Source organism: Flavobacterium chungangense LMG 26729 (assembly GCF_000735715.2).
In the GTDB taxonomy this organism is placed as follows: Bacteria; Bacteroidota; Bacteroidia; order Flavobacteriales; family Flavobacteriaceae; genus Flavobacterium; species Flavobacterium chungangense.
This window is the reverse complement of sequence record NZ_JASY01000011.1, coordinates 132,195-146,214: the sequence shown is the minus strand read 5'-3', so window position 1 is coordinate 146,214 and position 14,020 is coordinate 132,195. Positions and strand designations below refer to the sequence as shown.

Below are 14,020 nucleotides of genomic sequence, written 5' to 3'. Positions count from 1 at the left end.
AAAGAAAAGTACAAGAAGGAAAAAATAAAATGCTCGTAATTAACAATGTCAGAAATAAAATAGTACATCGTATATGTGCCTGTATTAGAGATAACAAAACATTTGAGGTTAGAAAATCAGCATAAATCTTATCAGGGACAACCCTTATTATCAACGAGTAAGATATAAAATCTTTTGTTGAATTCTTATTCGCAAACTTGCTGTGTCTTAAAATAAAACTAATTTAAATTAAAAAAAAAGATTTATTAACTTGTTTATGTCATAGTAATCAGGGCTATTTTAGAAATTTAGACTTTATAAGACCTAAAAACAAAAGAGCTACCCAAAACCGGATAGCTCTTCTGTAAAAACAATTTTTTAAATTTAGAATGACCCGCATGTATTACCTGCAAATGTAGCACCGGCACCGGCAGAGATGTCTGCTTTAACTGCAGATGCTGCAAGAGTTGGGATAGTATAAGGAGGAGTAAATGAAGTGTTTTTTCCTGCAATATTACCAGTTGTATTAGTGAAAACATTTCCTGATGTAACAGTTACTGCTGTAAGACCTGTCATTAAGTCAATTGGTGTTTTTACATTTTCAAAAAGGTTGTTTTCTACTTTTATATCAGCTTCAAAACCTGCAGCAATACATTTGTTGCTGGCAGAACTATTGAAATAACTGTTTATGATGTGGATTTTTCCAAATCTAACTCTTGGCATTCTTTCTTTACATCCGCTTGCCCACCAGCAACGTGCAAATGTAATTCTAAATGTTCCGCGGTCTCCTGTAGCGCTATCGCTTGAACCAATTAAATTTGAGTATCTGTGATCGTCAGAACCTCCTGGTCCTCCTGCTTTAGGAGCTTTTAAGTAAGTGAATTTTGTATAAGAAACGGTCACATAATCAGATTTGTTTTTGATATCAAAGTTTCCATCAACTCCATCTCTGAATTCGCAGTGGTCAACCCATACATTCTGGCAGTTGTCTAAAGTTGCATTGTCCCAGCCATCTGTATCGTAAGCTCCCGGACCTTCAAAAATCAGGTTTCTGATAATGATGTTTTTACAACCTTTAAAGTAAATGATACCAGAACCATCTTTAGTCTGATTTGTTGAAACAATTTTTGCACCGCTGGTACCGTAAATTGTTTTTCCGGTTTGGTTTTGAAATGATAATCTTGCAGAAACAGTAATAGTTCCGGACACTTTTATCACTTTTACAGAAGTATTCTCAATCGCCGATTTTAATTCAGTATAATTAGTTACAGTAGTTTCGGCAGATGTACCTCCACCTGTTGTTCCTCCGTTTTGAGATGCCCATCCCGGCACTTCTGAGCAAACTCCAACTTTTGAGGTTGAAACATTTTGATTCGCAGCGGCACTTGCATTTTCAGTACTGTCTGAAGCATCTTCTGTATTACAGCTTGTAAAAGCCAAAGCAATTGTAAATAATGAAATAGTTAGTTTGGTTTTAAATTTCATAATGGTTTTTGTTTGGTTAAAAACTAATTTTTATAGCGATGCAAATATGTTTATTAAATCCTACAGTAATATTGAACTTGTTCAATAAATTTGTAATTAATTTGAATATTTAATTTTTTTTAGATATTTAATTTGAATATAATATAATTTTAGTACTTTTGCGTAATCGATTACATTATTTAAATTCACTCCCCAATGTTATGAAATTTAGAAATTTTAATTAAGAAATAATTAAAAATTATGTACGAAGCACTAAGACAAAATATAGAAAGAAAAATCACTCTTACAGATCAGGAGTGGGCTTTCATACTAGATAAAACAGAGTTTATTAAATTGAAAAAAAATGAATTTTTACAGATTCAGGATTCTAACAATTCTTATGAAGGTTTTATACTCAAAGGTGCTTTTAAAACCTATATTTTGAATGAAAATGGCACAGAAACTGTTATTTTCTTTTCATTTGAAAATGAATGGATGTGTGATCTGGAGAGTTTTTATTACCAAAAACTGACAAAATACAATATAAAAGCCATTGAAGACAGTGAGATATTAGTAATTAATAAATTAAATAAAGCATTGTTATTCAAACAGGTGCCTAAACTTATACAGTTTCATATCTTAATGGTAGAAAGAGCCAATATTGCTATACAGGAAAGGCTTTTGGATGTTTTGAACAAGACTTCAAAACAGCGATATATTGAGTTTGTAGAAAAGTATCCTCATAAAACAAAAAAAATAAATAATAAAAATTTGTCTTCTTATTTAGGCGTTACTCACGAATTTTTATCAAAAATCAAAAAGAGCTTTTAACTCAAATTAAATCTCTCTTTTGGGTTATTAAATTCCCTTAAAGCATTGCATCATTTTATTATCTGAATATATAATTTTGGATGATAGAAATCTGTATGTCTGCGAACTAATTATTTTTTGTTAACATAAAGCTATCTGTTCATTGAATTGTTGAAATATTTTGTAAATTGCGCTATAAAATTATCATATTCTCAAAATGGAACAGCAAAAAATATATATTCCTAAAAATAAAGTAAGAATTGTCACAGCCGCTTCGCTTTTTGACGGACACGATGCAGCCATTAATATTATGCGCCGTATTATTCAGTCAACCGGTGTTGAAGTGATTCATTTAGGACATGATCGAAGTGTTGAAGAGGTGGTAAATACTGCTATTCAGGAAGATGCAAATGCTATTGCAATGACTTCTTACCAGGGCGGACACAATGAATACTTTAAATATATGTATGATTTGCTTCATGAAAAAGGAGCGGGGCACATTAAAATCTTCGGAGGCGGAGGCGGTGTAATCCTGCCAGGCGAAATTGAAGAATTACACGGATATGGTATTACCAGAATATATTCACCAGATGATGGTCGTTCTTTAGGACTTCAGGGAATGATTAATGATTTGGTGGAACGTGCCGATTTTCCTGTTGGAGACCAATTAAACGGAGAAATCGATCATATCGAAAACAAAACGCCAACTGCTATTGCACGTTTAATTTCGGCTGCAGAGAATTTCCCTGAAATTGCAAAATCGGCTTTTGATACAATTCACAAAATAAATTCCAATTCTAAAATTCCGGTTTTGGGAATTACAGGAACGGGCGGTGCCGGAAAATCATCTTTGGTGGACGAATTGGTTCGTCGATTTTTAATTGATTTCCCCCAGAAAACAATCGGATTAATTTCTGTTGATCCTTCGAAAAGAAAAACCGGAGGAGCGCTTTTAGGCGACAGAATACGTATGAATGCGATTAATAATCCTCGTGTATATATGCGTTCGCTGGCAACGCGTCAGTCGAATTTGGCTTTGTCTAAATATGTAGCCGAAGCCATTCAGGTTTTAAAAGCCGCGAAATACGATTTGATTATTCTGGAAACTTCAGGAATTGGGCAGTCGGATACCGAAATTATGGATCATTCTGATGTTTCTTTATATGTAATGACACCGGAGTTTGGAGCTGCAACGCAATTGGAAAAAATCGATATGCTTGATTTTGCCGATTTAGTGGCTTTAAACAAATTTGACAAACGCGGTGCGCTTGATGCGTTGCGCGATGTAAAAAAACAATATCAAAGAAATCATAATCTTTGGGATAAAAATCCGGACGAAATGCCGGTCTTCGGAACAATTGCTTCGCAGTTTAACGATCCGGGAATGAACACGCTGTACAAAGCGATTATGGATAAAGTGGCAGAAAAAACCGATTCTGATTTGAAATCGACTTTTGAAATCACAAAAGAAATGAGCGAAAAAATCTTCGTGATTCCGCCACACAGAACACGTTATTTATCTGAAATTGCCGAGAATAACAGATCTTATGATGAAATAGCAATTTCACAGCAAAAAGTAGCGCAGAAATTATACGGAATTTATAAAACCATAGAATCGGTTTCGGGAAAAGTGCCTCAAATTATAAAAGCAGGAATAGATGACAATAGTGTCATCCTGAGCGGAGTCGAAGGACTAGACGAAAACAGAATCTTTTTAAACCTTCTACTAAATCAGTTTGATAAAGTAAAAATGGATTTAGATCCGTACAATTGGGAAATTATCCTGAATTGGGACGAAAAAGTAAACAAATACAAAAATCCGGTTTATACTTTTAAAGTTCGTGATAAAGAAATTAAAATTGCAACACATACCGAGAGTCTGTCACATATTCAGATTCCGAAAATTGCTTTACCTAAATATGAAGCCTGGGGTGATATTTTGCGTTGGAGCCTGCAGGAAAATGTTCCGGGTGAATTTCCTTTTGCTTCAGGATTATATCCGTTTAAGCGTGAAGGCGAAGATCCGTCAAGAATGTTTGCGGGTGAGGGCGGACCTGAAAGAACCAACAAGCGTTTTCATTATGTGAGCGCGGGATTGCCGGCAAAAAGGCTTTCAACCGCTTTTGACAGTGTGACTTTATACGGAAACGATCCGGATATTCGTCCGGATATTTACGGAAAAATTGGAAATGCCGGAGTTTCAATCTGTTGCCTGGATGATGCTAAAAAATTGTATTCAGGTTTCGATTTGGTTCATGCTTTAACTTCGGTAAGTATGACAATCAATGGGCCGGCGCCAATGTTGCTCGGTTTTTTCATGAATGCGGCAATTGATCAACAATGTGAATATTACATCAAAGCCAATGATTTAGAGAAAGAAGTTGAAGCTAAAATTAACAAAATATATGCAGCAAAAGGTACTGAACGACCTAAATACCAGGGTGATTTGCCGGAAGGGAACAATGGTTTAGGGTTAATGCTTTTGGGAGTTACCGGCGATCAGGTTTTGCCTTTGGAGATTTATAACGAAATAAAAGCCAAAACATTATCACAGGTACGTGGAACAGTTCAGGCTGATATTTTAAAAGAAGATCAGGCGCAGAATACCTGTATTTTCTCCACCGAATTTGCACTGCGATTAATGGGTGACGTTCAGGAATATTTTATTACTAAAAATGTTCGTAATTTCTATTCGGTTTCGATTTCAGGATATCATATTGCCGAGGCGGGAGCAAACCCAATTACGCAATTGGCGTTTACGCTTTCAAATGGTTTCACTTACGTAGAATATTATTTGAGTCGCGGCATGAACATCAACGATTTTGGACCTAACTTATCGTTCTTCTTCTCCAACGGAGTAGATCCGGAATATTCGGTTATTGGACGTGTGGCACGTAAAATTTGGGCGAAAGCCATGAAAAACAAATACGGAGCCAACGAAAGAGCACAAATGCTGAAATACCATATTCAAACTTCCGGACGTTCGTTGCACGCGCAAGAAATTGATTTCAACGATATTAGAACGACTTTGCAGGCTTTGTATGCGATTTATGATAACTGTAATTCACTGCACACCAATGCGTATGACGAAGCGATTACAACGCCAACAGAAGAATCTGTACGTCGTGCCATGGCGATTCAGCTGATTATCAATAAAGAATTAGGTCTGGCAAAAAACGAAAACCCAATTCAGGGATCCTTCATCATCGAAGAATTAACTGATTTAGTGGAAGCTGCGGTGTTACAGGAATTCGACCGAATCACAGAACGTGGCGGTGTTCTTGGTGCAATGGAAACGATGTACCAAAGGTCAAAAATTCAGGAAGAAAGTTTGTATTATGAAACCTTAAAACACAACGGCGATTTTCCAATTGTGGGTGTCAATACGTTCCTGAGTTCAAAAGGTTCGCCAACGGTAATTCCGGCAGAAGTTATCCGCGCCACCGAAGAAGAAAAACAATACCAGATTACAATGCTGGATAATTTGCATCAATTTCACGAAGCAAAAGTAAACGAACATTTAAATGCTTTACAGCTAGCCGCTATTAAAAACGAAAACTTATTTGATCACTTAATGGAAGCTACAAAGGTTTGTTCGTTAGGTCAGATTACTTCGGCATTGTTTGAGGTTGGTGGGCAGTATAGAAGGAATATGTAGAATTTTTATTTTTTAATGATATGGAAAAACCTCTCAGATTTTGAGAGGTTTTTTTGTTTACTATAATTGGAAAATATTTAGCGCTTTACGGGTTTCCTTAATTTTATAAGAAAATGTTTGTATATATTAGCTTAGGAAAAAATAAAAAATACTATTATATGTTGGGTAATTTAATTAAATATTCAGATTTTTATACTGCACCAATTCCAGATAACCCAATTGAGCTTATAATAGATATTCCAAAAGAAGAACTTATCGCTACTATTGTTGCGATCAATACAAGACTAAAACCTCTAGGAGTAAGTCATTTTGATGATTCAAGAGATACACAAATCAATTGTTTGAGAACAATTTTTCTAGACAATGAAAATCATATTGAGCAATCATTTTGCTTATCAATAATTAATAAATATATTATTACACCTTCTAATAATAACTTATTTTCTAGAGTAACTTGTTTGTATGCTTTACAAGAAATTTTGAATTTTAATGGTTTCACGAAAGAAACGCCGGAATACAATTTTGATAACAGAGAAAGAATATTCAAATTCTTATTAATTGCTAATAATCAAATTTTAAAAGGAGATAGCAATTATAAAAAAGAAGGTTATGAACAACTTGGAAATGATTTTTTTGAGTTTTTTATGTTCCGAGAATTGCATCACAATCAATACAATGAATGTTCTAACTCGATTAATGTTTTCTATAAATCATGGTTTCTATTGCATAAAATTGAAAATCATCATATTTTTTCGAACCATTTTAAAAATTATCTAACTTGGTATTATAAAGTTGAAAACGCAGATGCATTTTTAAAGAATATTTTTTGGGCCTATATAAAAAGTTATGATGAGACTTTAAAATTAAGATATCTTAATGTTTTAAAAAGTGAACTGGACACAATTAAAGTACTTGATGCTTTTAGTGCTGATCGTGAATTTAAAGTTTTAGAAAAAGACAATTTAGAGGTTTTTGATTTCTCACGGATTAAAAAAAGCCCTTTATTTAAAGGAAGGATGAAAGACGAAAAAGATACTATTGGATATCTTATACTTGACGATGGATTTTTTTTAGAAAAGGCATATTCACTATTAATAAATGATTTTTGGTTTGATTATTTAAAGCCTAATGAGATTTGTACAAGGAAAGATTGGGGAAGTTTTATAGGAACAGATTTTTACGAACCTTTTTTATGCGAAATTTTTCTGGAGTCATTTTCAAATACTCCAGAATTTATTTTCAGATCTACCGATGAATTAAAATTTAAGATAGAGGGTAGACCAATTGAATATGCAGATTTTTATATTCGTGAAAAACAAAATATTGCATTAATCGAAGCAAAAAGTTCATATCTAGCGATTATTAATGGATATAAAACGGTTTCCACAATTGATGATTTTAGAAAATTAAATTTAGAAGAATTTTATGATGATTATGGTTTAGTTCAACTTGTTTCCAAAACTATTAAAAAATTTCATTTGTATAAAAATCATATTGCAGATGATAAATTTAATTCAAATCGGAAAGTTCAGCTTTACCCAATATTAATTGTTAACGATCCCATATTTAGCTCATCTTTAGCTTCATTTGTTTTTAAAAGAAAATTTAATGAATTATTAGAAAAAGAGGGAATTAATAAAAAAGCAAAAGAACATAATATTAAAGATTTGTGTATAATGAATGTAAGTCATTTACAGGATATGGAACAAAGTTTAATAGATAAAAAAAACAATTTTTTCAAAATTCTAGATACATATCTTCTAATGTCTAATTATAATAATAAGGCTAATTTTAATCGATATAATTTCTTAAGAACTTTTGACCATGTTTTGCATGCTAAAATTAAAGAAGGATTAATTGCTAATAGAATAAAAGGTTTAAAATGGCTAGAGGAATAGGCTTTTACCTGTTGGCACAGCGTCCCGCTCGAGAACCCAAAGTCTATATAACAAAATTGAAATTCCTCTGCTAGCGCGAGCATCTTGCTCGTGAACACAAAGTAATGCACGAGCGAGACGCTCGCGCCAGCAAAACCATAAAATTCCATAAAGTTTGTCATTTCGACCGAAGGGAGAAATCACAATAGAAGCTCGACAATGCAGGTCGCCAATCTTTGTAGAATTACTTGTGTGATTTCTCCCTTCGGTCGAAATGACAATATTGCGGTTATTGTTATGAAGTTATCACCACCAAAAATCAGCAGAAAATCATTCCCCAACAACCTCCCCAAAATCACTCAAAAACTCCATTTCCTCCAAAGGAAACAGCTGAAGTACAGTTTCTAAAATAAGACCAACATTAACAGGTTCATTGTTTTTCTCAGCAATTTTAGGTGTTTCCGGATCCAGCGCCAAAATACACAATTTAAGCAGGTCGGTAATTAAGCCGCCGAGTTCGACATAATTCGAAACCTTAATTTGAGCGATGTAGGCTTTTGAATTGTCAGGAACCGGTTTTAGTGTTTGAAAAGACCGGGTGGCTAATTTTTTGAGAACTTCTAAATTTCTAATTTCAGTGGTTTCCATTTCGTTGGTTTTTGAGTGTGAATTGTTTTAGAATTTGACTTTTAGAATTTGTTATTATCAGAAAAAATGTATTTTTGCTTAACACTGCAAGAAAGAAATAGATTACACGGTATCAAATCATTTTTTGCAGTATGGTACGGCACTAAATATGTTTTTTACATATTTCTTGTTAATGAACTTAATTGTTATCTTTGAATTATGAGCACACTTACAAAACCAAATCATATAGGCCGAAAAATAAGCCGCATTCGTGAACTTCGTGACATGAAACAGGAAGCTTTGGCACAAGCTTTAGGAACAAACCAGCAAGCTGTTTCGGCTTTAGAAAATAGTGAAACCATTGATGAGCAAAAGCTTATTGAAGTTGCAAAAGCGCTTGGCGTAACGGTTGAAGCCATTAAGAATTTTTCTGAAGAAGGTGTGATCAATTATTTTAATACTTTCAATGATTCAGATAATAATTTTAATCATTATAATACGTGTACTTTCAATCCATTAGATAAATTAATGGAAACTGTAGAAGAAAATAAAAACCTTTACGAACGTTTGCTTCAGGCGGAAAAAGATAAGATCGAATATTTAGAAAAATTACTTAAAGGGAAATAATATTCTTAAAAAGGTATTGATAAACAACAAAAGACAGCTCCAAAAAGCTGTCTTTTTAATTTCAAAATAAAAATGACGCATCAGCAAATACTGGATAAATTAGCTTCAAAAGCATTAGTACAAAATATCGATGACGATTTTGCAAGGCTCACTGCAAAAGCAATGGCGTATGCCAAACACGACACAAAAATTGCTGAAAATCTTACGGGTTATATTCTTCCTAAAATCGTATTGCGCTGGAATTGTGTTCTAAATGCCGATCATACAGAAGTTACAGATAATTATAAACGTACAACATTTGTGGCGTTAGCAGTAATTCTTCATAAATACGGACTCAAAGATTCTGAAATTACAGAAAAAGCAATAGAGGCAATTGATGCTTTAAACCGCGATGTTGTTTTAAGCGATGACTTTTTTAGAAAATCAGATCAGATAAAAAAACTGATTAGTTCAGAACCCGTTCCGCTCAGGCGCAAACCATCATTGCCTGATAATATTACTTTCTACAGACCAAAGGATGTAATTGCTATTCAGCTCGATAAACATTTTTATTGTGCTTATATACACAAGCTTTCACGTCCCAACGAAAGTCCGATAATAGAGTTTTACGATACAATATTTGATAAAGTTCCTGAAATTCAGGAATTAGAAAAGTTGCCTGCAAAAGGAAAATTGTACAATGATGGCAGTAAACGCATTTCTAAATATGCCGTTTCAGGAATCAAGTTTTTGCCTGATTTGGCAAATCAAATCAAACTTATACATTCAAATGTTGAAACTTCGCCTTCTAATGCTCATCTGGAAGAATCTGTAGGGCTGTATGCCGTTATGGATATATTTGAGATACAAAATGAAATTGAGCGACTTTTTTAGCTAATAGTTTTTATTAAAAAAGATGTTTCTTTATACTTATTTTTGCCTATCTAAAATTAGAAATTAAGTTATGACTGAAAAATTTACGCTTACCGGCGGAGCAAGAATCGGAATGGCAAATGCCAGTTTTCCATTTGCCGATTTATATGTTGACAAAGACGTTTTAAAAATTAATGCATCAATTGTTGGTAATTTGGTATTTCAGCCAAAAGACATTATTTCTATAGAAGCGTACAGTTCGATTCCGATAATTGGAAACGGAATTAAGATAAACCACAGAATAGAAAAATACAATTCAAATGTTATATTCTGGACTTTTAAGAATCCCAACACAGTCATAGATGAAATTAAAATGACGGGATTTTTAGAAAATACAAATTCAGAAATAAGTACAGAAGATTTGAAAATTCTGGAAAGGCAAAATCAAGGGGAATTTCCAATTAAAAAACCGGTTGCTGTGTTTTTTACAATAGCATGGAACTTGCTTTTTTTGTCTGATATAATTCCCTTTATGCTGCAGGATAAAAAAGAAGGACTTCCGATTGGAATTGGTGTGAAACTCGCTCTTTTCCTGGTTTTTATAAGTTCAGTTTTAGCATTAGTTTCAGAGAAATTCAGAGGCCTGATTCTAAAAGAAGGAAGAGAATTTGATGATATTAAGAAATTGATATATTTAACTGCTTTTATAACCGGAATGTTATTTATTCAGTTTACAGTTATGAATATTTGATTGTGATAAATAGATTACGCAATTTGTGGTAAAGCGATTGCCAAAAAATAATATAGTTTTATCAATCATTAATCTATGCGAAAAATAATTCTTTTTCTTTTATTATCTACAATAGTGCTTTTGGGTACGGTAATCCTATTAGAAAATTCTAAAGAAAACGTTTTTACAGCTTCTGAATTCAATAAAAAAACAGAACAAAAACTGACTAAAAGAGTAGATGCCGTAAAACAGCTTATAGGCAATAACTCCAAATACAATAATAAGATAGCCTTTTTTATAGACATGAAAATCAAGTCTGGGAAAAACAGATTTTTTATATACGATTTAAAAAAGAATAAAATAATTGATCAGGGATTGGTTGCACATGGCTCAGGATCTGAAACCGGAATAAAGGATAAACTGCGATTTAGCAATGTCAATAATTCACTTTGTACAGCATTAGGGAAATATTATATCGGATACAGTTATAATGGAGATTTTGGAAAAGCATATAAACTTTATGGCTTAGATAAAACCAATGATAATGCTTTTTTAAGGAATATTGTTTTGCATAAATACAGTAAAGTTCCCTACGAAGAACAAGATAACCCAATTTGCAGCAGCTATGGCTGTCCGATGGTAAATGAAAAATACTATGCGAGGATAGAGAAACTGATTGACAGTTCTGATAAAAGAATTGTTTTGGACATTTATTATTGAATGTTACCGGTTGCAGTATCGAAGAAATTTGTTGAAAAATCAAACCTTCTTTTTTACCGTTCCTTTTGTTTTCAGCTTTTCAAGAATAGCATCGGCTTTTTCGTTTTCGCAGATGAATCGTAGGGATTCTGCATAACGGTAATAATATACAGGTTCTAAATCGGCTGTCATGGCAAATAGTTTATCGTACCATTCGGCTGCTTTTTCGAGTTTAAAATGTGAATAAGACGAATCTCCTAATTTTTGAAATAAATCTACAGACTTGTAGCCTTTTGCAGCAACTCTTTCATAGGTTTTCATTACATCAACATAAGCATAAGTGTCGCTTACTTTGTCAGTGATAAAGACTTCTTCATTTTGGGCAGCAGCACTGAATGAAAAAATAGTCCCTAATATTAAAATAACAAGTCTGTTTTGCATACCCATTGGTTTAAGAGAATATCTGGATTTTTTGTTTTTTTGTTTCGCAAATATATCTAAATCAGTGATATAAGGTGTGTTTGGGTGGTTTTTTTATGAATTTTAACTATTTCAAGCGTGTTATCTAAAAGTTTTCAGACATTTTTAATGGAGAAAAATGTTCAATGAAAATTATATGGTCTAATTTTATGGATTCAACCAATATCGTTATGACTATCCAGGAGTATTGTAACAAAATCAACGCTTTAAACGCAGACCAAAATATTTCTACGCTATTTGATGGTATAGATTTAGAAAACAGTGTTTTAAAAATTTTGCAAAATACTACGCAAACTTATTTTACTACTGAAGTTCTTTGTAATCAATCTGTTGCTGAAACTGTTATTCTAAATAACGAAATTGTAAAATTATTTACAAATCGTTTGGGGTTACTATTTTCGAGTGAAAAAGAAGCCGGAAATGTTTGTTTTGCCACTAGCAGCGAATTACGTCCTGAATTCAGGCAAAGTTTCATGGCCATAGAGTTGTTAGATTATATTTATGCATTTGTACATTCTTCTTTTTATAAAGAATTTCAAAAAATACCCATTACATCAGAAGCTGATATTTTTTGGAAACTGGTAAAAATTGGAGTCGGTTTGCGGAAAGAAATTAAATAAAAAAAACAGCCCATATGGAGCTGTTCTTAGATAGGGGGCAATATGATTAACGACGAAAAGCCGGGCTTTCGTTTACTGATTGGTCTAACGCAATTGTTTTTGATTTTTTATTAGAAACAGTAATTTTATGATTTACTATTTTATTGTTTTCCAAAACTTTTAGATAATAAGTTCCGGCTGGATAAGTTTCAAGGCTTAGGGTTTTTGAAACTTCTAATTCGTTTGTAGAAAATTCTCCTGTGTAAAGTAAGTTTTGTTTTTCGTCAAGAATTGAAAAATTTGATTTTTCGCCAGCGTTTAATGTAAAGCTTACTACTTTTCCATTTCCGGTTTTGATATACAGGACATAATCACTTTTTTCATTACTTGCATACGTACTTAATGTTGTTAATAATACAGCTACAACAAAGCTCAGTCTTAAAATTTGTTTCATCTCTTTTTCTAATTTTTAATTTTAATTTTCTAATTCGTGGTATTGGCAAAACTACAAATTGTTCTCTTATTTCAAAATTTTTACTGTTTTATTTTTCAACAGTAAGTTGTTGAATTCAAAGGTTTTCCATTGTTTTACTAAGATACTTACGTGTTTATTGATATTTTGGATTTGTTTTTTTAAATTATTTTTAAAGTTTTAACATTCAGCTACTTGTGTTTGTTAAGTAATATTTTGTTAAATTTTTTTTGCTTTTTGCATTTATTTCTGAGATGTGAGAAATATATAACAAAAAAAACAGCTCAAGAACCACCAAGAGCTGTTTTAAAAACCGTAAGGTTTTAAACTTTACTAACTATCTAACCTCATTTTTATACTTATGAAAAGCATAAACTTTTTTAGCGTACTGCTACGCTTGTATTGTTTGCAGAAGAACCTGCTTTATATATTGATGTAACTGCTTGTCTTGATATCACAGCAACATTGTCTTTTATAGTAATTTGGTGTCTTGTAGTTTTTACACTGTCTTCTACCTCTAAGAAGTAAGTTCCTGTTGGAAATTCTTCGAAGCTGAATGTTCTTAGGATTCCGCTTTTACCAGAAGCACTTTCAGAATAGATAAGATTACCATCTACATCGTATATTGATAAGTGTGCTTTTTTTACATTGTTTAATGCAAAAGTTACTTCACTACCGTTTCCTTTAATTACATGAAGAGCAAAATCTCCATTTCCGTCGATTGCATAAGTACTTGTTCCAAAAAGTACTGCACATACTAAACTTAATTTTAATGTCTTTTTCATGATATATTTTTTTAAATTATTTCGTCTATTTCTATACTGCTAAATTACTGCAGATGTAAGGTAAAGTACACAACCCTATTTGCTGATATATGTGCTATATTCTCATTTACGAAACCGTTATATGTTAAATTTTGAATTATTGTTGGAGTTTTGATTGATTTGATTATAATTTTTTAAAATTTCACCTCTAATTACGAATATGAAAATCATTGCATTGTTTTTGTTGGGATATGGTAATTTTAAGTGAGGAAAAATTAGGTTATAATAATTTTTATCTACTTTGAAATTGCATAAAGTATAATTTAGGAGTAAGATTAGTTGCTTTTGTTGTCAAAAAGTAAGCAAAAAGACGAAAATAGAA

13 protein-coding genes are annotated in these 14,020 nt (G+C 32.5%); 8 read left to right on the top strand and 5 right to left on the bottom strand.

The window, feature by feature from the left end:
• Positions 1–363: 363 nt before the first annotated feature.
• Positions 364–1,464, bottom strand: coding sequence for a pectate lyase family protein (locus tag JE46_RS17665; RefSeq protein WP_031456610.1), 1,101 nt, complete (start codon positions 1,462–1,464; stop codon positions 364–366).
• Between the two features lie 240 nt (positions 1,465–1,704).
• Between JE46_RS17665 and JE46_RS17660 the strand changes: the two genes are divergently transcribed.
• From JE46_RS17660 to JE46_RS17650, 3 genes are all read left to right on the top strand, one after another.
• Positions 1,705–2,274 carry a Crp/Fnr family transcriptional regulator gene (locus JE46_RS17660; RefSeq protein ID WP_031456609.1) on the top strand — a complete coding sequence of 190 codons (570 nt, stop codon included), beginning with the start codon at positions 1,705–1,707 and terminating at the stop codon, positions 2,272–2,274.
• 196 nt (positions 2,275–2,470) lie between these two features.
• Positions 2,471–5,911, top strand: a complete 3,441-nt coding sequence (locus JE46_RS17655) for a methylmalonyl-CoA mutase family protein (RefSeq protein WP_031456608.1) — start codon at positions 2,471–2,473, stop codon at positions 5,909–5,911.
• A 113-nt stretch (positions 5,912–6,024) separates the two neighbouring features.
• Entirely contained in the window at positions 6,025–7,809 is a 1,785-nt protein-coding gene (locus JE46_RS17650) for a hypothetical protein (RefSeq protein ID WP_031456607.1), read from the top strand.
• 309 nt (positions 7,810–8,118) lie between these two features.
• On the opposite strand, the gene JE46_RS17645 is transcribed toward JE46_RS17650, so the two are convergent.
• Positions 8,119–8,436, bottom strand: coding sequence for a hypothetical protein (locus JE46_RS17645; protein WP_031456606.1), 318 nt, complete (start codon positions 8,434–8,436; stop codon positions 8,119–8,121).
• 198 nt (positions 8,437–8,634) lie between these two features.
• On the opposite strand from JE46_RS17645, the gene JE46_RS17640 reads away from it, so the two are divergent.
• From JE46_RS17640 to JE46_RS17625, 4 genes are all read left to right on the top strand, one after another.
• Complete coding sequence (locus tag JE46_RS17640; RefSeq protein ID WP_031456605.1) at positions 8,635–9,042, top strand: helix-turn-helix domain-containing protein; 408 nt, start codon at positions 8,635–8,637, stop codon at positions 9,040–9,042.
• 72 nt (positions 9,043–9,114) lie between these two features.
• Positions 9,115–9,915, top strand: a complete 801-nt coding sequence (locus JE46_RS17635) for a hypothetical protein (protein WP_051872922.1) — start codon at positions 9,115–9,117, stop codon at positions 9,913–9,915.
• Positions 9,916–9,985: 70 nt separating this feature from the next.
• Positions 9,986–10,645, top strand: a complete 660-nt coding sequence (locus JE46_RS17630) for a hypothetical protein (protein WP_031456603.1) — start codon at positions 9,986–9,988, stop codon at positions 10,643–10,645.
• Between the two features lie 75 nt (positions 10,646–10,720).
• Positions 10,721–11,344 (top strand): murein L,D-transpeptidase catalytic domain-containing protein, encoded by a 624-nt coding sequence (locus JE46_RS17625; protein ID WP_031456602.1) that lies wholly within the window; start codon positions 10,721–10,723, stop codon positions 11,342–11,344.
• A gap of 39 nt (positions 11,345–11,383) precedes the next feature.
• Here JE46_RS17625 and JE46_RS17620 read toward each other — a convergent pair whose 3' ends face one another.
• Positions 11,384–11,764, bottom strand: coding sequence for a hypothetical protein (locus JE46_RS17620; protein ID WP_031456601.1), 381 nt, complete (start codon positions 11,762–11,764; stop codon positions 11,384–11,386).
• Positions 11,765–11,928: 164 nt separating this feature from the next.
• Between JE46_RS17620 and JE46_RS17615 the strand changes: the two genes are divergently transcribed.
• Positions 11,929–12,423 carry a hypothetical protein gene (locus JE46_RS17615; RefSeq protein WP_051872921.1) on the top strand — a complete coding sequence of 165 codons (495 nt, stop codon included), beginning with the start codon at positions 11,929–11,931 and terminating at the stop codon, positions 12,421–12,423.
• Positions 12,424–12,469: 46 nt separating this feature from the next.
• On the opposite strand, the gene JE46_RS17610 is transcribed toward JE46_RS17615, so the two are convergent.
• Positions 12,470–12,856, bottom strand: a complete 387-nt coding sequence (locus tag JE46_RS17610; protein ID WP_031456599.1) for a hypothetical protein — start codon at positions 12,854–12,856, stop codon at positions 12,470–12,472.
• A 398-nt stretch (positions 12,857–13,254) separates the two neighbouring features.
• On the bottom strand, positions 13,255–13,659 hold the full coding sequence (locus tag JE46_RS17605; protein WP_031456598.1) for a T9SS type A sorting domain-containing protein: 405 nt from the start codon (positions 13,657–13,659) through the stop codon (positions 13,255–13,257).
• Between the last annotated feature and the right edge of the window lie 361 nt (positions 13,660–14,020).